The organism is Paenibacillus albicereus (assembly GCF_012676905.1).
GTDB lineage: Bacteria > Bacillota > Bacilli > Paenibacillales > Paenibacillaceae > Paenibacillus_O > Paenibacillus_O albicereus.
In genome coordinates, this window is the sequence record NZ_CP051428.1 from 709,660 (window position 1) to 732,500 (window position 22,841).

Annotated in this window: 38 protein-coding genes; 36 read left to right on the forward strand and 2 right to left on the reverse strand. The window is 56.4% G+C overall.

Annotated features, from left to right (window positions below; translation table 11 throughout):
- Positions 1–19: 19 nt before the first annotated feature.
- From rplB to HGI30_RS03235, 35 genes are all read left to right on the forward strand, one after another.
- Positions 20–850 carry a 50S ribosomal protein L2 gene (gene rplB / locus HGI30_RS03065; protein ID WP_168906334.1) on the forward strand — a complete coding sequence of 277 codons (831 nt, stop codon included), beginning with the start codon at positions 20–22 and terminating at the stop codon, positions 848–850.
- A gap of 72 nt (positions 851–922) precedes the next feature.
- Positions 923–1,201 (forward strand): 30S ribosomal protein S19, encoded by a 279-nt coding sequence (rpsS, locus tag HGI30_RS03070; RefSeq protein WP_021878327.1) that lies wholly within the window; start codon positions 923–925, stop codon positions 1,199–1,201.
- Positions 1,202–1,247: 46 nt separating this feature from the next.
- Positions 1,248–1,583: a 50S ribosomal protein L22 gene (gene rplV, locus HGI30_RS03075; RefSeq protein ID WP_168906335.1), complete on the forward strand. Its 336-nt coding sequence runs from the start codon at positions 1,248–1,250 to the stop codon at positions 1,581–1,583.
- A 13-nt stretch (positions 1,584–1,596) separates the two neighbouring features.
- Positions 1,597–2,262, forward strand: coding sequence for a 30S ribosomal protein S3 (gene rpsC, locus HGI30_RS03080; protein WP_168906336.1), 666 nt, complete (start codon positions 1,597–1,599; stop codon positions 2,260–2,262).
- 2 nt (positions 2,263–2,264) lie between these two features.
- Positions 2,265–2,699 carry a 50S ribosomal protein L16 gene (gene rplP / locus HGI30_RS03085; RefSeq protein WP_168906337.1) on the forward strand — a complete coding sequence of 145 codons (435 nt, stop codon included), beginning with the start codon at positions 2,265–2,267 and terminating at the stop codon, positions 2,697–2,699.
- Positions 2,689–2,889 carry a 50S ribosomal protein L29 gene (rpmC, locus tag HGI30_RS03090; RefSeq protein ID WP_168906338.1) on the forward strand — a complete coding sequence of 67 codons (201 nt, stop codon included), beginning with the start codon at positions 2,689–2,691 and terminating at the stop codon, positions 2,887–2,889. The genes rplP and rpmC overlap by 11 nt, the downstream gene beginning before the upstream one ends.
- A gap of 47 nt (positions 2,890–2,936) precedes the next feature.
- The gene (rpsQ, locus tag HGI30_RS03095; protein ID WP_028598205.1) at positions 2,937–3,200 is read left to right on the forward strand and encodes a 30S ribosomal protein S17; all 264 of its coding nucleotides are present in this window, start codon (positions 2,937–2,939) and stop codon (positions 3,198–3,200) included.
- A gap of 38 nt (positions 3,201–3,238) precedes the next feature.
- Positions 3,239–3,607, forward strand: a complete 369-nt coding sequence (gene rplN, locus HGI30_RS03100; protein ID WP_048743599.1) for a 50S ribosomal protein L14 — start codon at positions 3,239–3,241, stop codon at positions 3,605–3,607.
- 37 nt (positions 3,608–3,644) lie between these two features.
- On the forward strand, positions 3,645–3,998 hold the full coding sequence (gene rplX / locus HGI30_RS03105; protein ID WP_084136920.1) for a 50S ribosomal protein L24: 354 nt from the start codon (positions 3,645–3,647) through the stop codon (positions 3,996–3,998).
- A gap of 31 nt (positions 3,999–4,029) precedes the next feature.
- Complete coding sequence (gene rplE, locus HGI30_RS03110) at positions 4,030–4,572, forward strand: 50S ribosomal protein L5 (RefSeq protein WP_028598208.1); 543 nt, start codon at positions 4,030–4,032, stop codon at positions 4,570–4,572.
- A 27-nt stretch (positions 4,573–4,599) separates the two neighbouring features.
- Positions 4,600–4,785, forward strand: coding sequence for a type Z 30S ribosomal protein S14 (locus HGI30_RS03115; RefSeq protein ID WP_013312154.1), 186 nt, complete (start codon positions 4,600–4,602; stop codon positions 4,783–4,785).
- Positions 4,786–4,817: 32 nt separating this feature from the next.
- Positions 4,818–5,216 (forward strand): 30S ribosomal protein S8, encoded by a 399-nt coding sequence (rpsH, locus tag HGI30_RS03120; RefSeq protein ID WP_168906339.1) that lies wholly within the window; start codon positions 4,818–4,820, stop codon positions 5,214–5,216.
- A gap of 30 nt (positions 5,217–5,246) precedes the next feature.
- Positions 5,247–5,789: a 50S ribosomal protein L6 gene (rplF, locus tag HGI30_RS03125; protein ID WP_028598210.1), complete on the forward strand. Its 543-nt coding sequence runs from the start codon at positions 5,247–5,249 to the stop codon at positions 5,787–5,789.
- Positions 5,790–5,845: 56 nt separating this feature from the next.
- A complete protein-coding gene (gene rplR / locus HGI30_RS03130; protein ID WP_168906340.1) occupies positions 5,846–6,214 on the forward strand; it encodes a 50S ribosomal protein L18 in 369 nt (122 codons plus the stop codon).
- 26 nt (positions 6,215–6,240) lie between these two features.
- Complete coding sequence (rpsE, locus tag HGI30_RS03135) at positions 6,241–6,741, forward strand: 30S ribosomal protein S5 (RefSeq protein ID WP_168906341.1); 501 nt, start codon at positions 6,241–6,243, stop codon at positions 6,739–6,741.
- Between the two features lie 12 nt (positions 6,742–6,753).
- A complete protein-coding gene (rpmD, locus tag HGI30_RS03140) occupies positions 6,754–6,933 on the forward strand; it encodes a 50S ribosomal protein L30 (protein WP_168906342.1) in 180 nt (59 codons plus the stop codon).
- A 61-nt stretch (positions 6,934–6,994) separates the two neighbouring features.
- Positions 6,995–7,435, forward strand: coding sequence for a 50S ribosomal protein L15 (gene rplO, locus HGI30_RS03145; protein ID WP_168906343.1), 441 nt, complete (start codon positions 6,995–6,997; stop codon positions 7,433–7,435).
- A complete protein-coding gene (gene secY, locus HGI30_RS03150) occupies positions 7,436–8,737 on the forward strand; it encodes a preprotein translocase subunit SecY (protein ID WP_168906344.1) in 1,302 nt (433 codons plus the stop codon).
- Between the two features lie 92 nt (positions 8,738–8,829).
- Positions 8,830–9,483 carry an adenylate kinase gene (locus HGI30_RS03155; protein WP_168906345.1) on the forward strand — a complete coding sequence of 218 codons (654 nt, stop codon included), beginning with the start codon at positions 8,830–8,832 and terminating at the stop codon, positions 9,481–9,483.
- Positions 9,480–10,238 carry a type I methionyl aminopeptidase gene (map, locus tag HGI30_RS03160; protein ID WP_168906346.1) on the forward strand — a complete coding sequence of 253 codons (759 nt, stop codon included), beginning with the start codon at positions 9,480–9,482 and terminating at the stop codon, positions 10,236–10,238. Before HGI30_RS03155 ends, map begins: the two co-directional genes overlap by 4 nt.
- A 4-nt stretch (positions 10,239–10,242) precedes the next feature.
- Complete coding sequence (locus HGI30_RS03165) at positions 10,243–10,548, forward strand: KOW domain-containing RNA-binding protein (RefSeq protein ID WP_168906347.1); 306 nt, start codon at positions 10,243–10,245, stop codon at positions 10,546–10,548.
- A complete protein-coding gene (gene infA / locus HGI30_RS03170) occupies positions 10,526–10,741 on the forward strand; it encodes a translation initiation factor IF-1 (RefSeq protein ID WP_015847200.1) in 216 nt (71 codons plus the stop codon). Before HGI30_RS03165 ends, infA begins: the two co-directional genes overlap by 23 nt.
- A gap of 41 nt (positions 10,742–10,782) precedes the next feature.
- Positions 10,783–10,896, forward strand: coding sequence for a 50S ribosomal protein L36 (gene rpmJ, locus HGI30_RS03175; RefSeq protein WP_021296640.1), 114 nt, complete (start codon positions 10,783–10,785; stop codon positions 10,894–10,896).
- A gap of 18 nt (positions 10,897–10,914) precedes the next feature.
- Positions 10,915–11,283: a 30S ribosomal protein S13 gene (rpsM, locus tag HGI30_RS03180; RefSeq protein WP_028598219.1), complete on the forward strand. Its 369-nt coding sequence runs from the start codon at positions 10,915–10,917 to the stop codon at positions 11,281–11,283.
- Between the two features lie 19 nt (positions 11,284–11,302).
- Complete coding sequence (gene rpsK, locus HGI30_RS03185; RefSeq protein ID WP_028598220.1) at positions 11,303–11,698, forward strand: 30S ribosomal protein S11; 396 nt, start codon at positions 11,303–11,305, stop codon at positions 11,696–11,698.
- A gap of 129 nt (positions 11,699–11,827) precedes the next feature.
- The gene (locus HGI30_RS03190) at positions 11,828–12,772 is read left to right on the forward strand and encodes a DNA-directed RNA polymerase subunit alpha (protein WP_028598221.1); all 945 of its coding nucleotides are present in this window, start codon (positions 11,828–11,830) and stop codon (positions 12,770–12,772) included.
- Between the two features lie 19 nt (positions 12,773–12,791).
- On the forward strand, positions 12,792–13,157 hold the full coding sequence (rplQ, locus tag HGI30_RS03195) for a 50S ribosomal protein L17 (RefSeq protein WP_028598222.1): 366 nt from the start codon (positions 12,792–12,794) through the stop codon (positions 13,155–13,157).
- Between the two features lie 130 nt (positions 13,158–13,287).
- On the forward strand, positions 13,288–14,046 hold the full coding sequence (gene truA / locus HGI30_RS03200) for a tRNA pseudouridine(38-40) synthase TruA (protein WP_168906348.1): 759 nt from the start codon (positions 13,288–13,290) through the stop codon (positions 14,044–14,046).
- Between the two features lie 186 nt (positions 14,047–14,232).
- Positions 14,233–14,670: a 50S ribosomal protein L13 gene (gene rplM, locus HGI30_RS03205; protein ID WP_168906349.1), complete on the forward strand. Its 438-nt coding sequence runs from the start codon at positions 14,233–14,235 to the stop codon at positions 14,668–14,670.
- A gap of 18 nt (positions 14,671–14,688) precedes the next feature.
- The gene (rpsI, locus tag HGI30_RS03210) at positions 14,689–15,081 is read left to right on the forward strand and encodes a 30S ribosomal protein S9 (protein ID WP_028598225.1); all 393 of its coding nucleotides are present in this window, start codon (positions 14,689–14,691) and stop codon (positions 15,079–15,081) included.
- A gap of 136 nt (positions 15,082–15,217) precedes the next feature.
- The gene (locus tag HGI30_RS03215; RefSeq protein WP_168906350.1) at positions 15,218–16,195 is read left to right on the forward strand and encodes a nucleoside hydrolase; all 978 of its coding nucleotides are present in this window, start codon (positions 15,218–15,220) and stop codon (positions 16,193–16,195) included.
- 150 nt (positions 16,196–16,345) lie between these two features.
- Complete coding sequence (locus HGI30_RS03220; RefSeq protein WP_168909693.1) at positions 16,346–17,038, forward strand: phosphoadenylyl-sulfate reductase; 693 nt, start codon at positions 16,346–16,348, stop codon at positions 17,036–17,038.
- A gap of 22 nt (positions 17,039–17,060) precedes the next feature.
- A complete protein-coding gene (gene sat, locus HGI30_RS03225; protein ID WP_168906351.1) occupies positions 17,061–18,230 on the forward strand; it encodes a sulfate adenylyltransferase in 1,170 nt (389 codons plus the stop codon).
- 118 nt (positions 18,231–18,348) lie between these two features.
- Complete coding sequence (gene cwlD, locus HGI30_RS03230) at positions 18,349–19,170, forward strand: N-acetylmuramoyl-L-alanine amidase CwlD (RefSeq protein ID WP_168906352.1); 822 nt, start codon at positions 18,349–18,351, stop codon at positions 19,168–19,170.
- 104 nt (positions 19,171–19,274) lie between these two features.
- The gene (locus HGI30_RS03235) at positions 19,275–20,390 is read left to right on the forward strand and encodes an Mrp/NBP35 family ATP-binding protein (RefSeq protein WP_168906353.1); all 1,116 of its coding nucleotides are present in this window, start codon (positions 19,275–19,277) and stop codon (positions 20,388–20,390) included.
- 83 nt (positions 20,391–20,473) lie between these two features.
- On the opposite strand, the gene gerD is transcribed toward HGI30_RS03235, so the two are convergent.
- Positions 20,474–21,196, reverse strand: a complete 723-nt coding sequence (gene gerD, locus HGI30_RS03240) for a spore germination lipoprotein GerD (RefSeq protein ID WP_168906354.1) — start codon at positions 21,194–21,196, stop codon at positions 20,474–20,476.
- A 175-nt stretch (positions 21,197–21,371) separates the two neighbouring features.
- On the opposite strand from gerD, the gene HGI30_RS03245 reads away from it, so the two are divergent.
- Positions 21,372–22,013, forward strand: coding sequence for a KinB-signaling pathway activation protein (locus HGI30_RS03245; RefSeq protein ID WP_168906355.1), 642 nt, complete (start codon positions 21,372–21,374; stop codon positions 22,011–22,013).
- A gap of 10 nt (positions 22,014–22,023) precedes the next feature.
- Here HGI30_RS03245 and pdaB read toward each other — a convergent pair whose 3' ends face one another.
- Complete coding sequence (gene pdaB, locus HGI30_RS03250) at positions 22,024–22,827, reverse strand: polysaccharide deacetylase family sporulation protein PdaB (RefSeq protein ID WP_168906356.1); 804 nt, start codon at positions 22,825–22,827, stop codon at positions 22,024–22,026.
- Positions 22,828–22,841: the final 14 nt, after the last annotated feature.

Here is a 22,841-nt window from a genome sequence, read left to right on the forward strand (position 1 = left end):
AGACAAGGAGGGAAACAAAGTGCCAATCAAGAAGTACAAACCGACTTCCCCGGCCCGTCGCGGCATGTCGGTCTCGACATTCGAAGAGATCACAACGAACGTACCGGAGAAATCGCTCCTGGCGCCGCTCTTCAAAAAAGCCGGCCGCAACAACCAGGGCAAGATCACGGTTCGCCACCACGGCGGCGGACATAAGCGCAAATACCGCATCATCGACTTCAAGCGCAACAAAGATGGCATCGCAGGCCGCGTAGCGACGATCGAGTACGATCCGAACCGCACCTCGAACATCGCGCTGATCCACTATGTCGATGGCGAGAAGCGTTACATCATCGCACCTAAAGGCCTGAAGGTCGGCGACCAGATCGTTTCCGGTCCATCCGCTGACATCAAAGTGGGCAACGCTCTTCCACTGGAGAACATCCCAGTCGGTACGCTGATCCACAACATCGAGATGAAGCCTGGCAAAGGCGGACAACTCGTTCGCGCTGCCGGTACGGAAGCTCAGCTCCTCGGTAAAGAGGATGCATACGCGGTCATCCGCTTGAGTTCCGGCGAAGTTCGCCGCATCCTCAAAACTTGCCGTGCTACGATCGGTTCTGTCGGCAACGAGGATCACGAGCTCGTGAAAATCGGTAAAGCCGGCCGTTCCCGTTGGCTGGGCAAGCGTCCTGAAGTTCGCGGCGTCGTCATGAACCCGAACGATCACCCGCACGGTGGTGGTGAAGGCCGCGCTCCAATCGGACGCAAATCGCCTATGTCTCCTTGGGGCAAACCGACCCTCGGCGCCAAAACGCGGAAGAAGAAAAAAGCATCGAGCCAATATATTATTCGTCGCCGTACGAAATAATAATCGCTTGAGCGACTGTGCGTGACGTCGTCTGCGTCACGCTAACGTCTTGAGGAAGGGAGGAACCAATTCATGGGTCGTAGTTTGAAAAAAGGTCCTTTCATCGATGGGTACCTGCTGAAGAAAGTTGAAGAACTCAACGCTGCGAACAAAAAGACGGTGATCAAAACCTGGTCCCGCCGTTCCACGATCTTCCCGCAATTCATCGGACACACGCTGGCTGTTTACGATGGCCGCAAGCACGTGCCGGTTTATGTGACGGAAGACATGGTCGGACATAAGTTCGGCGAATTCGCACCGACTCGTACCTACAAAGGTCACGACGACGACAAGAAAACGGGCAGACGCTAAGCCGCTGCCTTTCCATAATCAAGCTGTTTGAGAGGAGGTACCTGTCATGGCAGAAGCAAGAGCACATGCTAACCAAATTCGCATCGCGCCTCGCAAGGCTCAACTCGTCGTTGACTTGATCCGCGGCAAGCAAGTCGGTGAAGCGATCGCGATCCTGCGTCACACACCACGTGCTGCATCGCCGATCATCGAGAAGCTGCTGAATTCGGCTATCGCCAACGCAGAGCACAACTACCAGATGGACGTGAACAATCTGGTCGTATCCCAGGTATTCGTCAACCAAGGTCCGACGATGAAACGGTTCATGCCGCGCGCTATGGGACGTGCAAGCCGCATCAACAAACGTACTAGCCACATCACGCTGGTCGTATCCGAAAAATAAGGAGGGATAACGAGTGGGTCAAAAGGTAAATCCGGTTGGTCTTCGGATCGGAGTCATCCGGGACTGGGAATCCAAATGGTACGCGGGTAAAGACTTCGGCACTCTTCTGATGGAAGATGTTCGAGTTCGCGAATTCCTTAAAGGAAAACTGAAGGACGCTTCTGTATCCCGCATCGAGATCGAGCGCGCAGCAAACCGCGTCAACGTCACGATCTACACGGCGAAGCCGGGCATGGTCATTGGCAAGGGCGGTTCCGAGGTGGAGAACCTCCGCAGCGAGCTGACTCGCATTACGGGCGGCAAGAAAGTCCACATCAACATCTCCGAAATCAAGCAAGCGGATCTGGATGCAACGCTCGTTGCTGAAAGCATCGCTCAGCAGCTGGAGCGCCGGACTTCGTTCCGCCGTGCCATGAAGCAAGCTCTGCAGCGCTCCATGCGCGCAGGCGCAAAAGGAATCAAGACTTCGGTCAGCGGCCGTCTCGGCGGCGCAGAGATCGCTCGTCAAGAAGGATACAGCGAAGGCACCGTTCCGCTTCATACGCTCCGCGCCGATATCGACTACGGCACGGCTGAAGCCCATACGACTTACGGCCGCATCGGCGTAAAAGTGTGGATCTACCGCGGTGAAATCCTTCCTTCTAAAAAGAAAGCAGCCGTCCAGGAAGGAGGCAACTAATCATGTTGGTACCTAAACGCGTCAAACACCGCAAAGAACAACGCGGTCACATGAAAGGTCGCGCTAAAGGCGGCACGGAAGTTCACTTCGGTGAATACGGCCTGCAGGCGCTTGAGCCGGGTTGGGTCACCAACCGTCAGATCGAGTCCGCCCGTATCGCCATGACCCGTTACATCAAGCGTGGCGGTAAGGTTTGGATTAAAATCTTCCCTTCCAAGCCGATCACACAAAAGCCTCTCGAGGTGCGGATGGGTAGCGGTAAAGGTAACGTCGAGAAATGGGTTTCCGTCGTGAAGCCTGGCAAAGTGATGTTCGAGCTTGCCGGAGTCTCCGAGGAAATCGCTCGCGAAGCCATGCGCCTTGCGGCCCACAAGCTCCCGGTTAAAACGAAGTTTGTGAAACGCGAAGAAGTGGGTGGTGAAGCAAATGAAAGCTAGTGAATTCCGCAACCTGACCACTGACGAACTCAACCAAAAGGTTGCCGGCTTTAAAGAAGAGCTGTTCAACCTCCGCTTCCAACTGGCTACGGGCCAGCTGGACAACCCGACGCGTATCAGCGTTGTTCGGAAAGAAATCGCACGTGCCAAAACGGTACTGCGCCAAAGAGAACTGGGAATCAGCAGCTAAATCAGCCGCGTGCCTATACACGCCCAGCCTGAGGAAGGAGGAAGAACATGAGCGAACGCAACAACCGCAAAGTTCAGATTGGCAAAGTGGTCAGCGACAAAATGGATAAAACGATCGTGGTGGCTGTAGAAACCTACAAAAAACATGATCTGTACCATAAACGCATCAAGTACACGAAGAAATTCAAGGCCCATGACGAAAACAACACCGCCAAAATCGGCGATACGGTTAAAATCATGGAAACTCGCCCGCTGTCCAAAGACAAGCGCTGGAGATTGGTTCAAGTCGTAGAAGAAGCCGTAATCCTCTAATACGATTCGACCATCAAGTTTGAAAGGAGGACATTTCAATGATTCAACCTTTTACACGCCTTGCGGTTGCTGACAACTCCGGCGCGAAAGAACTGATGTGCATCCGCGTACTGGGTGGTACGGGACGCCGTGTAGGACACATCGGAGACCTGATCGTATGCTCGGTCAAACAAGCAACACCCGGTGGCGTTGTCAAAAAAGGCGATGTAGTCAAAGCGGTTATCGTTCGTACGAAGCGTACGGTTCGCCGCAAGGACGGTTCCTACATCGCATTCGATGAGAACGCAGCTGTAATCGTGAAGGAAGACAAATCCCCTCGCGGTACTCGTATCTTCGGACCGGTTGCGCGCGAGCTTCGTGAGAAAGACTTCATGAAGATCGTATCGCTTGCACCGGAAGTTATCTAATCTAGCTGCGTGATTCAAGGAGCAGGAGGTGTAACACATGCCAAAGGTTAAAAAAGTTCTGGAATCCCACAACAACAAGCTGCACGTGAAGAAAGACGATACCGTTATCGTCATCACGGGCAAAGATAAAGGCAAAAAAGGCCGCGTCATCGCAGCTTACCCTCGTGAGAACCGCGTTCTGGTCGAAGGTGTGAACATGGTGAAGAAGCATTCGCGTCCTTCCCAAGCGAACCCTCAGGGCGGCATCATCGAGCAAGAGGCTCCGATCCATGTATCCAACGTGATGCACGTGGATCCAAAGAGCGGCAACGTAACCCGCATCGGCTACAAAGTGCTGGACAACGGCAAGAAAGTCCGCGTTGCGAAGCGCTCCGGCGAGGTTATCGACTAATTATTCTTTACGGAAAGGAGGACCCTTTACCATGGCAGCAAGAATGAAAGAGCGTTTCCTGAACGACGTAACTCCTGCTCTGATGCAGAAGTTCAACTATTCGACTGTAATGCAGGTGCCGAAGATCGAGAAGGTCGTCATCAACATGGGCGTAGGCGAAGCAGTCGCCAACTCCAAAGTGCTTGACACGGCTGTCGAAGATCTCCGCCTCATCTCGGGTCAAAAGCCGGTCATCACGCGCGCGAAGAAGTCGATCGCAGGCTTCAAGCTTCGTGAGAACATGCCGATCGGGGTAAAAGTAACGCTGCGGGGCGACCGCATGTACTACTTCCTCGACAAACTGTTCAACACCGCGCTGCCGCGCGTACGTGACTTCCGCGGCGTATCGACCAAAGCTTTCGACGGTCGCGGCAACTACACCCTCGGTCTTAAAGAGCAGCTGATCTTCCCGGAGGTCGAATACGACAAAGTCGATAAAGTCCGCGGCATGGACGTCGTTATCGTAACGACGGCGAAGTCGGACGAAGAATCCCGTGAGCTGCTGACCCAACTGGGAATGCCGTTCGCGAAGTAATCGCGAATCAGGAGGTGTAATACCAAAGTGGCTAAAACTTCGATGAAAGTTAAGCAACAACGCACGCCGAAGTTCAAGGTTCGCGCCTACACGCGCTGCGAGCGCTGCGGACGTCCTCACTCGGTTCTGCAGAAGTTTAAAATTTGCCGGATTTGTTTCCGTGAATTAGCATACAAAGGCCAGATTCCTGGCGTGAAAAAAGCCAGCTGGTAATTCGTCTTAGTTAGGGAAGGAGGTACACAAGAATGGTTATGTCTGATCCGATCGCAGATATGCTTACCCGTATCCGCAATGCGAATCTCGTCCGTCATGAAACCGTTGAAATGCCCGCTTCGAAAATCAAGAAGCAAATCGCTGATATTCTCAAGCGCGAGGGCTTCATTCGTGACGCTGAATATATCGAGGACAACAAGCAAGGGATGATCCGTATCTTCCTGAAGTACGGCTCCAACAACGAGCGCGTCATCACCGGCCTCAAGCGCATCAGCAAGCCTGGCCTGCGCGTCTACACGAAATCGGGCGAAATCCCGCGCGTCCTCGGCGGCCTCGGCATCGCGATTATCTCCACGTCCAAGGGAGTTATGACCGACAAGGAAGCTCGTCAAGGCAAAGCTGGCGGCGAAGTCGTCTGCTACGTCTGGTAATCTAAAGCTACAACGATAGGAGGTGCAACAATGTCCCGTATTGGTCGCAAACCCATTACTGTCCCTAGCGGAGTGAACGTCTCCCTGGACGATACGGTGATCACGGTAAAAGGACCGAAAGGTTCCCTTAGCCGTCCGGTCCATAAAGATATGAAAGTTAACCTGGAAGAAGGCACGATCCTCGTGGAGCGTCCTTCCGACAACAAGCTGCACCGCTCCTTGCACGGAACGACCCGCAGCATCATCGCGAACATGGTCAGCGGTGTAACGGATGGCTTCTCCAAAAACCTTGAGCTCGTGGGTGTCGGCTACCGCGCTTCGAAGCAAGGCGAGAAGGTCGTCCTCAACGTCGGCTACTCCCACCCGGTTGAAATCGTGCCTGCTCAAGGCATCGAGTTCGAAGTCGTGGGCAACAACAAGATCACCGTTCGCGGCATCGACAAGGAGCTTGTCGGCGCGACGGCTGCAAAAATCCGTGCCGTACGCGAGCCGGAGCCTTACAAAGGCAAAGGCATCAAGTACGAAGGCGAGCGGATCATCCGCAAGGAAGGCAAGGCCGGCAAGAAAAAGTAAGCATGATCGCATGCTGACGATAGCAGCATTACGAACGAAGAAGGGAGGATCCCTCAATGATCACCAAAGGCGACAAGAACAAAGCCCGTCTGAAACGCCATCTGCGTGTCCGCAAGAAAATCAACGGCACGGTACAGCGTCCTCGTCTGTCGGTATACCGTTCCTCCAAGCACATCTACGCTCAACTGATCGACGATGTGGCTGGAGTGACGATCGCATCGGCTTCCACGCTGGACAAAGAGCTTGCTGAAAAAGTAAGCAATGGCGGCAACGTGGAATCCGCGAAGCTGGTCGGAGAACTGATCGCGAAGCGTGCCAAGGAAAAGGGCCATGAGTCGATCGTATTCGATCGCGGCGGCTACCTGTACCATGGACGGATTCAAGCTCTGGCTGACGCAGCTCGCGAAGCTGGTCTCCAATTCTAATTTTCTGACAAGGGAGGTATATCGACTTGCGTATTGATGCAAATGCGCTGGGTGAACTGCAAGAGAAAGTGGTTCACATCAACCGCGTAGCGAAAGTAGTCAAAGGCGGACGCCGCTTCAGCTTCAGCGCTCTGGTCGTTGTCGGCGACGGCAAAGGCCATGTAGGCGCCGGTATCGGCAAAGCTCAAGAGGTTCCGGACGCGATCCGCAAAGGGATTGAAGATGCGAAGAAAAACATGATCTCGATCCCGCTCGTCAACACGACAATCCCGCACCTAGTGCTCGGTCACTTCGGCGCTGGTCAAGTTCTGCTCAAACCGGCTTCGCAAGGTACCGGCGTTATCGCCGGCGGTCCTGTGCGTGCCGTGCTCGAGCTGGCAGGAGTCGGCGACATCCTGACCAAATCCCTCGGTTCTTCCAATTCCATGAACATGGTAAACGCAACGCTCGAAGGGCTCTCCCGCCTGAAGCGCGCTGAGGACGTTGCCAAGCTTCGCGGAAAAACGGTTGAAGAGCTGCTGGGTTAAGGAGGGAACACGATGGCTAAATTGCAAATCACCCTCGTCCGCAGTCTGATCGGCCGCAACGAGAAGCAGCGCGCTACGGTCGCGTCGCTCGGTCTTCGCAAGATCCGCCAAACGGTTGTTCTGAACGACAGCCCCGCAATCCGCGGCATGGTGACCCACGTGAGTCACCTGGTAAAAGTGGAAGAAGTATAGAGACGACTCAGCATCGTCTATCCATAGATTCACAAAGAGCAACAAGGAGGTGCAACGAACGATGAAACTGCATGAACTCAAACCAGCTGAAGGTTCCCGCAAAGCTTCATACCGCAAAGGCCGCGGTATCGGCAGCGGCAACGGCAAAACCGCAGGCAAAGGCCACAAAGGTCAAAACGCGCGTTCCGGCGGCGGTGTCCGTCCGGGCTTCGAAGGCGGTCAAAACCCGCTTTATCGTCGTCTGCCAAAGCGTGGTTTCAACAATCCTTTCCGCAAAGAGTACGCGATCGTCAACATCGAAGAGCTCAATGTATTTGAAGCTGGCTCCGAAGTTACTCCGGAAATTCTTGTCGCTAAAGGGATCGTAAAAAATCCTCAAGCCGGCATCAAGATCCTGGGCAACGGCGAAGTAACGGTTAAGCTGACGGTCAAAGCAAACAAGTTCTCTCAATCTGCGGTAGAGAAAATCCAGGCTGCCGGCGGTCAAACCGAGGTGATCTAATTGTTCAAGACGGTTTCAAACATTTGGAAAGTGGAGGACCTCCGGCGGAGAATCCTCTTTACCCTTTTCATTTTGCTTGTATACCGCATCGGTTCCTTTATTCCGGTGCCCAACATCGACAAGGACGTCTTCTCCCAGATCGACAGCCAGGGCTCTGACCTCTTCGGCTTGCTGAACACGTTCTCCGGCGGCGCGCTCTTCCAGTTCTCGATCTTCGCGATCGGCATCATGCCGTATATTACGGCGTCGATCATTGTCCAGCTGCTTTCGATGGATGTCATTCCAAAGTTTGCGGAGTGGGCGAAAGAGGGCGAGAACGGCAAGCGCAAGCTGGCGCAGATCACTCGCTACGGTACGATTGGGTTGGGTCTTGTCCAGGGTTTTGCAACGGCAGTTGGTTTCAACCGCATGTACAACTACCAGATGGTTCAAGATGCGAACTTCGCGGTCTACGCGATGATCGCGATTGTCCTGACGGCAGGTACGGCATTCCTGATGTGGCTTGGAGAGCAGATTACGGAACGCGGCATCGGCAACGGCATCTCGGTGATTATCTTCGCGGGCATCATCGCTGGCCTGCCGGGCCATATCCGCAAAATCTACACGACGTACTTCGTCGATAAGACGGACCAGGTGTTTCTGGGCGTCCTCCAGGTGCTGGCCATTCTGGTTGGGATCATCCTCATGATTATCGGCGTCATCATCGTCCAGCAAGGGATTCGCAAGATCCCGGTTCAATACGCGAAGCGTGTTGTCGGACGCAAGATGTACGGCGGACAATCGACGCACATTCCTCTCAAAGTGAATGGCGCGGGCGTCATCCCGGTCATCTTCGCGATTTCGCTGCTGATGTTCCCATCCACAATTGCGCAGTTCTGGGCCAGCCACGATTGGGCTCAATGGATCATCACCCACCTTGCACCGGATAAGGCGCTCGGCATGGTGATCTATGTTATACTGATTATCGGCTTCACCTTCTTCTACACCTTCGTACAGATCAATCCTGTACAGATGGCGGACCAGATGAAGAAGAATGGCGGCTACATCCCTGGCGTTCGTCCGGGCAAGCCGACCTCGAGCTACATTACGCGCGTCATGTCGAGAATTACGTTGTTCGGGGCTTTGTTCCTGGCCATCATCTCGATCCTGCCGGTGTTCTTCGGCTCTATGTTCGGTCTTGACCGCTCGATTCAGCTTGGCGGCACGTCGCTGCTGATCGTCGTCGGCGTCGCGCTCGACACGATGAAGCAGATCGAAAGCCAGCTGATCAAGCGCCACTACAAAGGGTTCATCAATAAATAACACGAGGCTTCGAACGGGCGGCTTGACGGCTCCACTTGGGGAGCTGCAGGTCAGCCCGCGCGTGCCTATAGTGCCAAAGCGAGGACGACAGAATGAACATTCTTTTCATGGGCCCTCCGGGAGCCGGCAAGGGTACCCAGGCCGAGAGAATCGTCGAACAGTTCAACGTTCCTCACATCTCCACCGGAGACGCATTCCGGCTGGCGATGAAGCAGGGCACGCCGCTTGGTCAGAAAGCGAAGGAATTCGTCGATCAAGGACTGCTTGTTCCGGATGAAATTACGAATGGCATCGTACGCGAGCGACTGCTGCTTGCCGACTGCGAGAAGGGCTTCCTGCTGGATGGCTTTCCGCGGACGCTGCAGCAAGCCGAAGCGCTTGACGCCATGCTGGCCGAAATGGGCCGCGGCATCGATCATGTCGTCAATCTTCATGTCGATCGCGGACTTCTGCTCGCCCGGCTCACCGGACGCCGCATCTGCAAATCCTGCGGCGCTACCTATCATGTGATGTTCAATCCTCCGAAGGTGGAAGGCATCTGTGACAAGGATGGCGGAGAGCTGTACCAGCGTTCGGATGACACGGAAGAAAAGGTCGGCACCCGCTTGGATGAATACATCTCCAAGACGGCTCCGCTTCTGGAATACTACAGCGGCAAAGGTCTGCTGCGTGAAGTGAACGGAGAGCAGGAAATCGATCAAGTCACCGCCGACATCGCCGGTCGTCTGCGGGGTTCGAACGAATGATAATTTGCAAGTCTGAAGCCGAACTGCGATTCATGAGAGAAGCGGGACGCATCGTGGCCGAGACGCATCGCCTGATGGCGGATGCGGTCAGGTCCGGCGTTACGACCCGCGAGCTGGATGACATTGCGGATCGCTACATTCGCAGTCAGGGCGCGCTTCCATCGTTTAAAGGCTACAATCAGTTTCCTGGCAGCATTTGCGCTTCTGTCAACGAAGAACTGGTGCACGGCATTCCGGGCAGCCGCAAGCTCAAGGACGGCGATATCATCACGCTGGATATCGGCGCCCAGTTTGAAGGCTACCACGGAGATTCGGCTTGGACCTATCCGGTAGGCGACGTCACGGAAGAAGTTCGACGTCTGCTGGAAGTGACCGAACGATCGCTGTACGCCGGGCTTGAGCTGGTCAAACCGGATGTTCGGCTGTATACGGTCTCGCACGCCATTCAAAAAGTGGTGGAAGATGCGGGCTTTTCCATTGTACGCGAGTATGTCGGACACGGAATTGGAAAGGATCTTCATGAAGAGCCGCAAATTCCGAACTACGGCATTCCGGATCGCGGACCCCGGCTGAAGCCTGGAATGGTGCTGGCCATCGAGCCGATGGTGAACATCGGGGAGCGCTACGTCCAGACCCTGTCGGACAATTGGACGGTTGTAACGGTTGACGGCTCCTGGTGCGCTCATTACGAGCACACGGTAGCGGTCACGGAGAACGGTTGCGAGATTTTGACGAAGCTGCCGGAGGCAAAGTAGGGTCTTGGATCCGCTTGCTCAGATCGGCCGGCTCGTCAAAGTGCTTCGAGGCAAGGACGAGGGCAGCCATGCGGTCATCATCGGCATCCTGGACGAGAAATTCGTCATGATCGCGGATGGAGACGGGCGCCGCTTCGACTCGCCGAAGAAGAAGAACATGCAGCATCTTCAGTTACTTCCGGCTCTCAGCAGCGAAGTTTCGGACAGCATGTCCGAGACGGGCCGGGTGACCAACGCCAAGCTACGATTCGCCATACAGAAGTACACAAGCCGAAAGGAGAATGAGGATGGCCAAGGAAGACGTCATTGAAGTCGAAGGTACGGTAATCGAACCGTTGCCAAATGCCATGTTCAAGGTTGAACTGGAGAACGGCCACCAGATTCTCGCTCATGTATCCGGCAAGCTCAGAATGCACTTTATCCGTATTCTGACCGGAGACAAAGTGGTTATCCAGTTGTCGCCTTACGATCTGTCCAGAGGACGCATCACCTATCGGAAGTAGGCCCAGTGCCTGCAGAGGAAGGATTCGGGAGGTAATTCACAATGAAGGTCAGACCTTCGGTTAAGCCGATTTGCGAAAAATGCAAAGTCATTCGCCGCAAAGGCAACGTCATGGTCATCTGCGAAAATCCGAAGCACAAACAAAGACAGGGATAAGAAGGGAGGAAACGATTCATGGCACGTATTGCTGGTGTAGACTTGCCGCGCGACAAGCGCGTTGAAATCGCGCTCCAATACATCTTCGGTATTGGCAAGACGACGGCTCAGAAGATTCTGGCCGAAACGGGCGTCAGCGCTGCGACTCGCGTACGCGACCTCACGGAAGACGAAGTGAGCAAGCTGCGTGAAGTCATCGACAAATCCGTCAAAGTGGAAGGCGATCTCCGTCGCGAGATTTCCCTCAACATCAAGCGCCTCGTTGAAATCGGATGCTATCGCGGTATCCGCCACCGTCGCGGCCTGCCGGTTCGCGGACAACGTACGAAGACGAACGCGCGCACGCGCAAAGGTCCTCGTCGCACGGTAGCGAACAAGAAGAAATAATAAGGGGGGATAACGAACAATGGCTAAAGCTAAAAAAGTCGTACGTACGAAACGTCGCGATCGGAAAAACGTCGAATCCGGCGTTGCCCACATCCGTTCCACGTTCAACAACACGATCGTTACGATCACGGATCCGCACGGCAATGCGATCTCCTGGGCGAGCTCCGGCAACCTCGGCTACAAGGGCTCCCGCAAAAGCACGCCTTTCGCCGCTCAAATGGCTGCCGAAGCCGCTGCGAAAGCCGCTATGGAGCATGGCATGAAAGCCGTCGAAGTCATGGTTAAAGGTCCGGGCGCAGGCCGTGAAGCCGCGATCCGCTCCCTTCAAGCCGCTGGCCTTGAAGTCAACCTGATCAAAGACGTAACGCCGGTTCCGCACAACGGCTGCCGTCCGCCGAAACGCCGTCGCGTATAGTTCGTCCGAGTCTGTGGTATCAAATTGGGGCAACTTGTGAATAATGGTTGTGAAGGTTTGGCATACTACAAGATTTGACGCCATGGAACGTTATAGATACGGAGCGACGTTTTGAAGGAGGGTACACTAGTGATTGAGATCGAAAAGCCGAAAATCGAAACCGTAGAGCTGAGTGACGATGGAGCGTATGGCCGATTTGTCGTCGAGCCCCTCGAGCGGGGCTACGGGACGACTCTCGGAAACTCGCTTCGCCGCATTCTGCTCTCGTCGCTTCCCGGCGCGGCAGTGACGTCCGTTCAGATTGACGGAGTGCTTCACGAGTTTTCCACGGTTCCAGGAGTCATGGAAGACGTGACCGAAATGATCCTGAACCTGAAGGGCCTGTCGCTCAAAATCCATTCCGACGAAGAGAAGGTATTGGAAATTGACGCGGAAGGCGAAGGGAACGTTACCGCGGGCGACATCCGTGCGGACAGCGATGTCGAGATTCTCAGCCCTGATCTTCATATCGCAACCTTAGCTTCCGGCGCACGGCTCCATATGAGGATTTTCGCCAATCGCGGTCGCGGTTATGTGCAAGCCGACCGCAACAAGCGCGAGGACCAGCCGATTGGCGTCATTCCCGTTGATTCGATCTACACGCCCATTACCCGTGTCAATTATAGCGTCGAAAACACTCGCGTCGGCCAAGTCACCAACTATGACAAGCTGACGCTTGAAGTGTGGACCGATGGCAGCATCCGTCCCGAAGAGGCTGTGAGCCTCGGCGCTAAGATCCTGACCGAGCATTTGGACCTGTTCGTCGGACTGACCGATGAAGCCAAAGACGCGGAAATTATGGTTGAGAAGGAAGAGGACAAGAAGGAAAAGGTTCTCGAGATGACGATCGAGGAGCTCGACCTGTCCGTTCGTTCCTACAACTGTCTCAAACGTGCAGGCATCAATACCGTGCAAGAGCTGACGATGAAAACCGAAGAAGACATGATGAAGGTCCGCAACCTGGGCCGCAAGTCTTTGGAGGAAGTTCAAGAGAAGCTCGAAGAACTCGGTTTGGGCCTCCGCACAGAAGAATAGCATCAAGGAGGGGAAATCGATGGCATACTCGAAACTGGGACGCGACGCAAGCGCTCGGAAAGCTCTGTTCCGTGACCTTGTGACCGACCTTTTCCTGTACGAGCGCATTCAAACGACGGAGGCGAAAGCCAAAGAAGTGCGTTCGATCGCAGAGAAACTCATTACGAAGGCAAAGCGCGGAGATCTCCACGCTCGTCGTCAAGTGGCTGCATACGTGCGCCGCGAAACGATCGACGGAGAGCAGGACGCGATCCAAAAGCTGTTTGGCGAACTGGCGGGCCGTTACACGGAGCGCGCGGGCGGATACACCCGGATCCTCAAGCTGGGACCTCGCCGCGGCGACTCTGCGCCTATGGTCTACCTGGAACTGGTTGACCGCGCTTAATCCAGCGACTGCCGCCCTCGCGGGCAGCAGGCAAAAGGTGGACCGATGAGGCCACCTTTTTTCTTTTGCCCATAATCAGGCTTCATGGACAGGAGCAAGGAGTAGATTGCAGCAAGGAGAGATATGCCGCTTGCGAAACATTCGGATGAAGATCGCCTACGATGGAACTCGCTATAACGGCTTCCAGACGCAGCCGGGGGGCAACACGATCCAAGACGTCATCGAATCGGCGCTCGAGACGCTGACGGGAGCCCGGACGAGAATCGTCGGATCCGGACGGACGGATGCGCGAGTCCATGCGGAGGGCCAGGTGTTCAATTTCCACACCGAATCTCGGATCGCGGTCGAGCGCTGGGCGCTTGCGCTCAACAGCCGGCTGCCCGAGGATATCCGCGTCGTCGAGACGGCTGCGGAAGTTCCGGACGATTTTCATGCCCGATTCTCGGCGAAGCGCAAGACCTACCGCTATTCCATCTGTATCGGCAAGTTCCACGACGTCTTCCGCCGGAACTTTGAATTCCATCATCCTTCGCCTAAGCTTGATGTGGACGCGATGCGAGAGGCGCTCCTTCGCCTGCAGGGCGAGCATGATTTCACCTCCTTCACGACGAATCATGCCGACGAGAAATCGCATGTGCGGACGATCTACAGCGCGGAGCTGCGGGTAGAGGATCGACGGCTTGATCTCTACTGGACGGGCAACGGCTTCCTTTACAATATGGTGCGCATCATGGCCGGCACGCTCATCCAAGTCGGTCAAGGGAAGATCGGCGAGGCAGCGATATCGGACATCCTGCATGGACGGAATCGGCTGCTGGCAGGACCGACCGCTGTCGCCCATGGATTGACGCTGGTCGATGTCGATTATGGCGAGTCGGACGAGGAATAATCCTTGCGCTGGGCGCTCCTTTATTGTAATATATAACTTGTGCTTTCTTATTGGCTCTCCCACAGCCCCGCATAAGAACAGCACCTACATCCATGAAAATTGTAAGACCGCAGCACCCAACACGACTACGAACCGTAACCGAAGTTTGACCATAAACGAAAGCCAACCATTGAAGGAGGATCTCCCATGCGCACCACTTATATGGCGAAGACGAACGAAGTTCAACGCGACTGGCACGTCGTCGACGCATCCGGCCAAACGCTTGGCCGTCTGGCCAGCGAAGTCGCTAGCCTGATCCGCGGCAAGCACAAGCCTCAATTCACTCCTCACGTTGACACGGGCGACTTCGTCGTCGTCATCAACGCGGAGAAGATCGTCCTGACGGGCAACAAATGGAACGACAAGAACTACTACCGTCACTCCATGCACCCGGGCGGCCTGAAAGTTACGCCCGCCAAGGACCAGCTGAAAAAGAAGCCGGAATCCCTCGTGGAATATGCGGTACACGGCATGCTGCCGAAAAACCGTCTGGGCGACAAAATGAAGCTGAAGCTGAAAGTATACGCTGGTTCGGAGCATCCGCACCAAGCTCAAAATCCGGTAGCTTACGAGCTGCGCGGTTAATCGAAGGAGGACTCTACAATGGCTCAAGTCCAATATTATGGCACTGGTCGTCGTAAACACTCCGTAGCACGCGTACGTCTCGTGCCGGGTGAAGGACGCATCATCATCAACAAGCGCGAGCTGGACGAGTACTTCGGTCTCGAAACGCTCAAGCTGATCGTGAAGCAACCGCTCGTTCTGACGGAAACCGTCGGCAAGTACGATATCATCGTACTGGCTCACGGCGGCGGCACTTCCGGCCAAGCCGGTGCGATTCGCCACGGCATCTCCCGCGCTCTGCTCAAGGCAGATCCGGAATTCCGTCCTTCCCTGAAGCGCGCTGGCTTCCTGACGCGCGACCCGCGGATGAAAGAACGGAAGAAATACGGCCTCAAAGCAGCTCGCCGTGCTCCTCAGTTCTCCAAGCGTTAATCGAATCTACACAGCCTTTCCCGCTTCGACGGGAAAGGCTTTTTCTTTTTTCGACAGCCTTTTATGGGCAGGCTATAATAAGCAAGGATGGTTTGCATCCGCATGTGAACGACCAACATCACGGGAGGTACATACGATGACGAAGGCATTACCGGTTTATTTCAACCATGACGGTGGCGTAGACGATTTGGTCTCGCTTTTTCTTTTGCTGCAAATGGAGCAGGTCGACCTTATCGGCGTATCGGTCATTGATGCGGACTGCTATGTCGAGCCGGCCGTATCGGCCAGCCGCAAGATCATCGACCGCTACGGCCGCGCCGAGCTCAAAGGACTGGAGGTAGCACGCAGCAACTCGCGAGGCAAAAACCCGTTTCCGAAAGACTGGCGGATGCATGCGTTTTACGTCGACGCGATGCCCCTGCTCAACGAACGTCCCGCCGTCGTGACGAAAGAAGCAGACCGGCCGGCGCATCTGGACCTCATTGAGAAGGTGTCGAAGAGTTCCGACAAGGTGACGCTGCTGTTCACGGGGCCTTTGACCGATCTGGCGCGTGCCCTGGACGCCGATCCATCCATCGAAGCCAAGATCGAGAAGCTGTATTGGATGGGCGGTACGTTCCTGCCGGATGGAAACGTGCATGAGCCGGAACATGACGGGACGGCGGAGTGGAACTCGTTTTGGGACCCGGAGGCGGCAAAGCGCGTTTGGGACAGCGGCATCCAAATCGACATGGTCGCGCTTGAAAGCACGAACAAGGTCCCTCTTACCGTGGATACACGCAAGGAATGGGCGCAGAACCGCCGATTCGAAGGCCTCGACTTCCTGGGTCAATGCTATGCGACCGTTCCTCCACTCGTGCATTTCGCGACGAACTCGACCTATTACTTGTGGGATGTGCTGACGACAGCCATCATCGGCAAGCCTGAGCTCGTATCCTCGCATGAGGTCGCTTGCGACGTGCTGCCGGACGGGCCCTCCCAGGGAAGGACGATCCGCAAAGATGAAGGACGCATCGTGACCGTCGTGGACGATGTCGATCCGGTTGCCTTCTTCGGCTACTTGACGGATCTGGCTCGTGGAGCAGACCGCGACGGAGTGTACCGCATCGTATAAGAACGTCTTATCTCAGGGATAAAAAATCCTTATTTGGCGCGGAAAAACGGTACATCTGCCCTCAATTAAGCGATTGAACATTAAAGGTCGAACCTTTATAATTAAAACCATAGAAGCTTACTTGGTTTTAACCTAGGGAGGGACCGGATGTTGAATCTGCTCGAGAAAGAGGCGCTGATCGCCGAACAAGCCGTGAAGCTTGAATCTGCATCGCCGGAAGAGATTCTGAAATTCGCCGTCGAGACGTTTCCGAATATAACGTTTGCCTGCAGCTTCGGAGCCGAAGATGTCGTGCTGGTCGACATGCTGCACAAAGTCAGCCCGAAGACGGATGTCTTTTATCTCGATACGGATTTCCATTTCAAGGAGACGTACGAGACGCGGGATCGCATGGAGGAGCGCTACGGAATCAAATTCGTTCAGGTCAAGCCGGTGTTGACTCCGGACGAACAGGCCGCTCAGCATGGCGAGGAGCTGTGGAAGAGCGATCCGAACGCATGCTGCAACATTCGCAAGGTCGAGCCGCTGACACGGATCCTCTCGCAATACGAGGCGTGGATTACCGGTATTCGCCGAGATCAAGCCCCGACTCGCGCCAACGCCAAAAAGATCGAGTACGATACCAAATTCGGCCTCGTCAAGTTCAACCCGATTGCCCATTGGACTTCGGATGACGTCTGGGATTATATCCGCAACAACGAAATCATCTACAACCCGCTCCATGACCGCAACTTCCCTAGCATCGGCTGCGAGCAGTGCACGCGACAGGTCGCTCCGGGCGAAGATCCACGGGCCGGGCGCTGGTCGGGCAACGACAAAACCGAATGCGGCCTGCATAAGTGACTTGAGGGAGGAAAACGGAATCATGTCTAGCATCAATCCCCATGGCGGAACACTGGTCAACCGGATCGCCGCCGGCGAGCAGCGTGAGCGGCTGCTCGAAGAATCGCTTCATCTGACGAGCCTGACCGTAGACAGCTGGACCGTCTCGGATCTGGACTTGATCGGCGTCGGAGCCTTTTCTCCGCTCACCGGCTTTCTGACGGAAGCTGACTACAACTCGGTCGTCGAACGGATGCGGCTCGAGAACGGCATCGTATGGAGCATTCCGATTACGCTTCCGATCGACGAGCAGGCAGCAGCCGAGCTGAAGATCGGCCAGCGTGTCGCGTTGAGAGGAGAGGACGGCATCATCTACGGCTTGCTCGACGTAGAGAGCCTCTACGCCGTCGATCAGCGCCGAGAAGCCGTGCAGGTGTTCAAGACCGACGACCTGGAGCATCCCGGCGTCAAGAAGCTGTTCTCCCGCTCCAGCACGTATGTGGGCGGTCCTATCACCGTTCTGAATCGTCCGCAGCCCGAGAAGTTCGGCGACTTCTATTTCGACCCGACCGACACGCGACGCCTCTTTGCCGAAAAGGGCTGGAAGACCGTCGTCGGCTTCCAAACCCGCAATCCGGTGCACCGCGCCCATGAATTCATTCAGAAATGCGCGATGGAGATTGTCGATGGCTTATTCCTGAACCCGCTCGTCGGCGAGACGAAGTCGGATGATGTGCCGGCCCACGTCCGTATGAAAAGCTACCTGGCTCTCCTCGAACATTATTATCCGGAGAGCCGCACGTTCCTCGGGGTATTCCCTGCCGCGATGCGTTACGCCGGCCCGCGCGAAGCGATTTTCCATGCGCTCGTGCGGAAGAACTACGGCTGCACGCATTTCATCGTCGGACGCGACCACGCGGGCGTAGGTGACTACTATGGAACGTATGAGGCGCAGGATTTGCTCAGGACGTTCTCCGCCGAGGAGCTCGGCATAACGCCGCTGTATTTCGAACACAGTTTCTTCTGCAAGAAATGCGGCAACATGGCGACGAGCAAGACTTGCCCGCACGACAAGTCGGAGCATGTGGCGCTGTCCGGAACCAAAGTCCGCGAGATGCTGCGCGGCGGCATCTGCCCGCCTCCGGAGTTTTCGCGTCCAGAAGTCGCGCAAATTCTGATCGAGGGCATGCAGGAGCAGCCGGCGCATTCTTAGAGCGGCCGCATCGCCTTCTGCGAGGCATGAAGCAGCACCCTGTCCCATATAGTGGATGATAGCGATAGGCTTGGATAAGCCTGATCCGATCATCGACTCGGGATGGGGTGTTTTTTGCATGAAGGATGTTCGAGAGAGTAGCCGCGAAGGCAGGCATGGTCTATATCCGACCCGTCGGCGCCTCGTCGTCTGGATCAGCTCGCGCGGCTGGTCCCGGATCGGCATCGCCGCGCTGATGCTGTTTGTTCTTGGAGGGCTGCTCATGACGCAGCTGCCTTCGCCAAGCATCGGAACGACATGGTCGTTGCCGCTCAGCGGCAGGACGATCGTGCTGGACGCCGGTCATGGCGGCCCCGACGGCGGGGCGGTGAGCAAAAGCGGACTGATCGAGAAAGACCTCAATCTGGCGATTACGCTCCAGCTGCGGGACTATCTGCAGCAAGCCGGCGCGATCGTCTACGTAACGAGGGAAGTTGACCAGGATCTGGCTGGTATGCAGACGAAAGGGTACAAAAGCCGCAAGACGGAGGATCTCGTCGCCAGGGCGCGTTTCGTCGAGGAGAAGAAAGCCGACCTCATGGTCAGCATCCACATGAACAGCATTCCTTCGCCGAAATGGTCGGGAGCGCAGACGTTTTACTATCCGAACTATGAGGGCAACTCGGCGCTGGCTTATCTGATCCAGGAAGAGATCAGGATCAACCTGGAGAATACGAACCGCTCCGCGGCCAAGGCGCCGAACACGGTCTATTTGCTGAAGGCGGTCAAGACGGCTCCGAGCGCCCTTGTCGAGGTCGGATTCCTTTCCCATCCGGGGGAGGCGGCGCGGCTTGCGGACGGCACCTACCAGCGGCAGGTCGCGGCCTCCATCTACAAGGGCATCCTGCGCTACAGCAGCGGGGAGCGCCCTGCCGCAGGGGGAGGCAAGGCGGCGCCTTGAGGAAAGCGTAGCTTCCGGTATGCTATACTAGATGCAGATCCATTCGAAGCGGCCGGCGCCTCCGCCGCCGCTTCCATGCATGCCGGAAGGTGGAGACCGCAACTATGCTCACACGCGAACAAGTATTGGAAGCCGTGAATGCTGTCACGGCTCGATTCGCGGACGGATCGACCGTCCGCGACATTATGGTGAAGGACCGCCAGGCTTCGCTGACGGTCCTCATCCCGAGCGGCGCCGAGCGCGCGCCGCTGGAAGCCGCGCTGCGCGAAGCGCTCGCGCGGGCAGGGGCCGACACCGCGCATCTGCGGTTCCGGCCCCTGGAAGGCCCGGCAGCGGCGGCGCAGCCAGCCGCCCCTGCCGGGCCTCCGCCTGAAGCGGCGCCGAGCGCTGCCGCCGCTTCAGGCGCTTCAGGCGCCGCCCCCGTGCGAGGCCACGGGGCGGGCCTGGAGGGCGTGCCGCTGCTGGCTGCGGAGAGCGGCACGGAATTCATCGCCATCGCCAGCGGCAAGGGCGGCGTCGGCAAATCGACCGTCACCGTCAACCTCGCGGTGGCGCTGGCCCGCAGGGGCAAGCGCGTCGGACTGGTCGACGCCGACATCTACGGCTTCAGCGTGCCCGACATGATGGGCATCGAGGAGCGGCCTGAAGTCGTCGACGGCCGCATCCAGCCGATCGAGCGCTTCGGCGTCAAAGTCATCTCCATGGGCTTTTTCGTCGAGGACAACAGCCCGATCGTATGGCGCGGACCGATGCTCGGCCGCATGCTCCGCAACTTCTTCCAAGAGGTCGAGTGGGGGGAGCTCGACTATCTGCTGCTCGATCTGCCGCCGGGTACGGGCGACGTGGCCCTTGACGTGCATCAGATTCTCCCGCAGAGCAAGGAGATCATCGTCACGACCCCGCATGCGACCGCGGCATTCGTCGCCGCCCGAGCCGGCGCGATGGCGCTGCATACGGAGCATGAGATTCTTGGCGTCGTCGAGAACATGTCGTACTATTTGAGCCCTTCGACCGGCGAGAAGGAGTACGTGTTCGGCAAAGGAGGAGGGGCCCGTCTGGCGGAAAACCTCCACACCGACCTGCTGGCGCAAATTCCGCTCGGCGCGCCGGACAACCATGTGTCGGAGCCTGATTTTTCCCCGTCCGTCTACAAAGCCGAAACCGAAACCGGGCAGCTCTATCTTGAGCTGGCCGACCGGGTCATCGCGCGCACCTGGTAACGGGCGCCGCTGCGGATTCCAAAAAAGCAGTCCCCGCCGGGGACTGCTTTTTCGCGTTGTTTATTGAGCATCCAAAGGATGCGTTACGTCGACGATTCCTCGCTGCTCTCCTCGCCGCTTCCTTCCTCTCCGCCGCCTTCCTCGCCGCCCTCTCCGCCGCCGCTTTCGCCTTCCTGTCCGCCCCCGGAAGAGGACTTCGTATCGACCTTTTCCTCCGGCTTGACGCGCAGCTCTTCCTGAACCGCCTTCTTGAGCAGATCCAGAATTTCCACGCGGAAGAGCGGATTGGACATCGATTCCTGCATGATCGTCATGACCTGCTTGCGGTATTGGCTGCTCATGAGCACCTCAAGGATCATCTTGTCCATCTCCGGCGTTTTCATGGCGCTGATGAGCTCCTTTTGATAAGCCGGATCCTTCATGAGCTCCTTGTGGATATCCTTGTTCTGCTTGTTTACGGCCTTGGCGAATTCGCCGGCGAAGCGCGTATCGGTCATCATCGTCTTGATGACCTTATCGTAGTCAGGCGAAGTAATGGTCTCCTTAACCGCCATCCGTACGCTTTCGGCATCCTGCATCGACAGCATTTTGATGCCGCTCTCGCTCGTGCCGGAGGCGCTCATCTGGCTTTCCTGAAGCGCCTTTTGCGCGTCCTCGGTCTTCAGGATGTCGATCACCATCGATTTCATGTCCTTATAGCTGAGCTGCTGACCGCCGCTGCCTTGCGGCTCGGCGCCGCAGCCGGAGAGAAGGGTTGCGGACAAGGCAGCGAGTAAAATACCGTACAAGGCCAGTTTCACATTCATGCGCTTGAAGCTCCTTTCCTTCGCTTGCCGGTTCCGTGGAGCTTGGGTCCGGCCGGGGATACGTACAGTATGCGCGGAGGCGCGGGGGAATATCAGGCCTAGCCTTAGCTTTTTCACCCGTTCATGGTAAGATAATGGGGAGAGAGTGAACTCGGTTTGGGAGGATGCAGCAACAATGACAATACGCAAGTGGTTTTTCCTGTTCTGGACGACGATGGCCATCGGAGCGGGCGCCACGCTCGTCACCGGTCTTGCGATGCAGCTTATGGATCAGACGCTTCGCGCCTACGGCTGGTCGGGCGCCGGCTTCAATACCTTCAACATGGTGCTTGTCGGACTGCTGATCGGAGCGTTCAGCCAGATGGGCTTCTTCGCTTATTTGACCGTCAATTACATTGCCCTCAGCGTTTTCCGCAAGTCCTACCTATGGAGCGCCTTGCAAGCGTATACGAGTATTTTCGCGCTGGGCTTTCTCGTCTACGTGCTGTATCAGTCCCGCGATCAGACCGGCATGGTGCTGTTTTGGGTGCTGCCGATCGTTTTGGCGGTTGTCGCCTGGGGCGTCGGCTACTGGAAGACGCGTCTGACCAACAACAAGGCATTCATTCCCACCCTTTTCCTTATGATCGTCGTTACTTCCCTCGAAGCCTGGCCGAGCTTCCAGGGCGAGGGGGGAGAGGTCAGCGCCAGCGCCATCTGGTTTATGATGATTCCGCTTGCCGCGTGCAATGCCTACCAGATTCTGACCCTTCAGCGCATTACGTCCTCCCCGGACAAAAAAGAAACCGCCTCCGCGCGCGGCGCGAAGACGGCTTGAAGGAAGCAAGCTACATGTCGAAGCTGACCGGCTGAGGCTCTGTCGTGACGCCATTGTCCCGAACTTCCTTGCCGCTCGCTTCCGTCTGGCTGATCAGCTGCGATACGCTGACGAACTCGTAGCCTTGAGCGCGCAGCTGGTCGATGATGAGGGGGAGCGCCTCATGCGTCTGCTTGACCGAATCGCTGGCATGCAGCAGCACGATGTCGCCGGGATGAGCCCGCTTCATGACGCGATCGACGATATTCTGGGTACCGATGTTCATCCAGTCCTGAGAGTCGGTATCCCATTGAATGACCTTATAGCCCATATTTTCCGATGCTTGAAGCACCCGCTTGTCGAAGTCTCCGTTGGGGAGACGGATCAGCTGCGGTGCTTTTCCCGTTTCTTGGGTCAGGATCGCATGGGCCGTCTGCAGCTGAGCCTGCAGCTCCTCATCCGTCAGCTTGCTGTAGTTGTCATGCTTGTTGCCATGGCTCCCGATTTCAAAGCCTTTCTCTTGGATGGCCTTCACCAGCTGGGGATGGGTCTGTGCCCACGGCGCCGACAAGAAGAAGGTCGTGTTCTTGACGCCTTTTTCCTTCAGAATGTTCAGGATCGGCTCGGCGCGCTTGTCGCCCCAGCTGATGTCGAAAGTCAGCGCGATCACCTTCTTGTCGGTCGGAACGTTGTAGATGGCAGCCGGCTGATCGTCTGCGAACACGGTGATGTGATCCTTTTCCGTATAGATGACTCCTGCGGCGAAAACGACGGCGGCGAACAGAAAGAAGTACCGTCTGATCTTCCGCCCGTTGAATACATAGAACGAATTCATCTCGCGTCTTGTCT

What these genes read in the sequence shown, in the direction of transcription:
- rpsS (WP_021878327.1), top strand. Translation starts at nt 923, where the DNA reads ATGGGTCGTAGTTTGAAAAAAGGTCCTTTCATCGATGGGTACCTGCTG.
- rplV (WP_168906335.1), top strand. Translation starts at nt 1,248, where the DNA reads ATGGCAGAAGCAAGAGCACATGCTAACCAAATTCGCATCGCGCCTCGC.
- rplP (WP_168906337.1), top strand. Translation starts at nt 2,265, where the DNA reads ATGTTGGTACCTAAACGCGTCAAACACCGCAAAGAACAACGCGGTCAC.
- rpmC (WP_168906338.1), top strand. Translation starts at nt 2,689, where the DNA reads ATGAAAGCTAGTGAATTCCGCAACCTGACCACTGACGAACTCAACCAA.
- rpsQ (WP_028598205.1), top strand. Translation starts at nt 2,937, where the DNA reads ATGAGCGAACGCAACAACCGCAAAGTTCAGATTGGCAAAGTGGTCAGC.
- rplN (WP_048743599.1), top strand. Translation starts at nt 3,239, where the DNA reads ATGATTCAACCTTTTACACGCCTTGCGGTTGCTGACAACTCCGGCGCG.
- rplX (WP_084136920.1), top strand. Translation starts at nt 3,645, where the DNA reads ATGCCAAAGGTTAAAAAAGTTCTGGAATCCCACAACAACAAGCTGCAC.
- rplE (WP_028598208.1), top strand. Translation starts at nt 4,030, where the DNA reads ATGGCAGCAAGAATGAAAGAGCGTTTCCTGAACGACGTAACTCCTGCT.
- rpsH (WP_168906339.1), top strand. Translation starts at nt 4,818, where the DNA reads ATGGTTATGTCTGATCCGATCGCAGATATGCTTACCCGTATCCGCAAT.
- rplF (WP_028598210.1), top strand. Translation starts at nt 5,247, where the DNA reads ATGTCCCGTATTGGTCGCAAACCCATTACTGTCCCTAGCGGAGTGAAC.
- rplR (WP_168906340.1), top strand. Translation starts at nt 5,846, where the DNA reads ATGATCACCAAAGGCGACAAGAACAAAGCCCGTCTGAAACGCCATCTG.
- rpmD (WP_168906342.1), top strand. Translation starts at nt 6,754, where the DNA reads ATGGCTAAATTGCAAATCACCCTCGTCCGCAGTCTGATCGGCCGCAAC.
- rplO (WP_168906343.1), top strand. Translation starts at nt 6,995, where the DNA reads ATGAAACTGCATGAACTCAAACCAGCTGAAGGTTCCCGCAAAGCTTCA.
- HGI30_RS03155 (WP_168906345.1), top strand. Translation starts at nt 8,830, where the DNA reads ATGAACATTCTTTTCATGGGCCCTCCGGGAGCCGGCAAGGGTACCCAG.
- map (WP_168906346.1), top strand. Translation starts at nt 9,480, where the DNA reads ATGATAATTTGCAAGTCTGAAGCCGAACTGCGATTCATGAGAGAAGCG.
- infA (WP_015847200.1), top strand. Translation starts at nt 10,526, where the DNA reads ATGGCCAAGGAAGACGTCATTGAAGTCGAAGGTACGGTAATCGAACCG.
- rpmJ (WP_021296640.1), top strand. Translation starts at nt 10,783, where the DNA reads ATGAAGGTCAGACCTTCGGTTAAGCCGATTTGCGAAAAATGCAAAGTC.
- rpsM (WP_028598219.1), top strand. Translation starts at nt 10,915, where the DNA reads ATGGCACGTATTGCTGGTGTAGACTTGCCGCGCGACAAGCGCGTTGAA.
- rpsK (WP_028598220.1), top strand. Translation starts at nt 11,303, where the DNA reads ATGGCTAAAGCTAAAAAAGTCGTACGTACGAAACGTCGCGATCGGAAA.
- rplQ (WP_028598222.1), top strand. Translation starts at nt 12,792, where the DNA reads ATGGCATACTCGAAACTGGGACGCGACGCAAGCGCTCGGAAAGCTCTG.
- rplM (WP_168906349.1), top strand. Translation starts at nt 14,233, where the DNA reads ATGCGCACCACTTATATGGCGAAGACGAACGAAGTTCAACGCGACTGG.
- rpsI (WP_028598225.1), top strand. Translation starts at nt 14,689, where the DNA reads ATGGCTCAAGTCCAATATTATGGCACTGGTCGTCGTAAACACTCCGTA.
- HGI30_RS03215 (WP_168906350.1), top strand. Translation starts at nt 15,218, where the DNA reads ATGACGAAGGCATTACCGGTTTATTTCAACCATGACGGTGGCGTAGAC.
- sat (WP_168906351.1), top strand. Translation starts at nt 17,061, where the DNA reads ATGTCTAGCATCAATCCCCATGGCGGAACACTGGTCAACCGGATCGCC.
- cwlD (WP_168906352.1), top strand. Translation starts at nt 18,349, where the DNA reads ATGAAGGATGTTCGAGAGAGTAGCCGCGAAGGCAGGCATGGTCTATAT.
- HGI30_RS03235 (WP_168906353.1), top strand. Translation starts at nt 19,275, where the DNA reads ATGCTCACACGCGAACAAGTATTGGAAGCCGTGAATGCTGTCACGGCT.
- gerD (WP_168906354.1), bottom strand. Translation starts at nt 21,196, where the DNA reads ATGAATGTGAAACTGGCCTTGTACGGTATTTTACTCGCTGCCTTGTCC.
- HGI30_RS03245 (WP_168906355.1), top strand. Translation starts at nt 21,372, where the DNA reads ATGACAATACGCAAGTGGTTTTTCCTGTTCTGGACGACGATGGCCATC.
- pdaB (WP_168906356.1), bottom strand. Translation starts at nt 22,827, where the DNA reads ATGAATTCGTTCTATGTATTCAACGGGCGGAAGATCAGACGGTACTTC.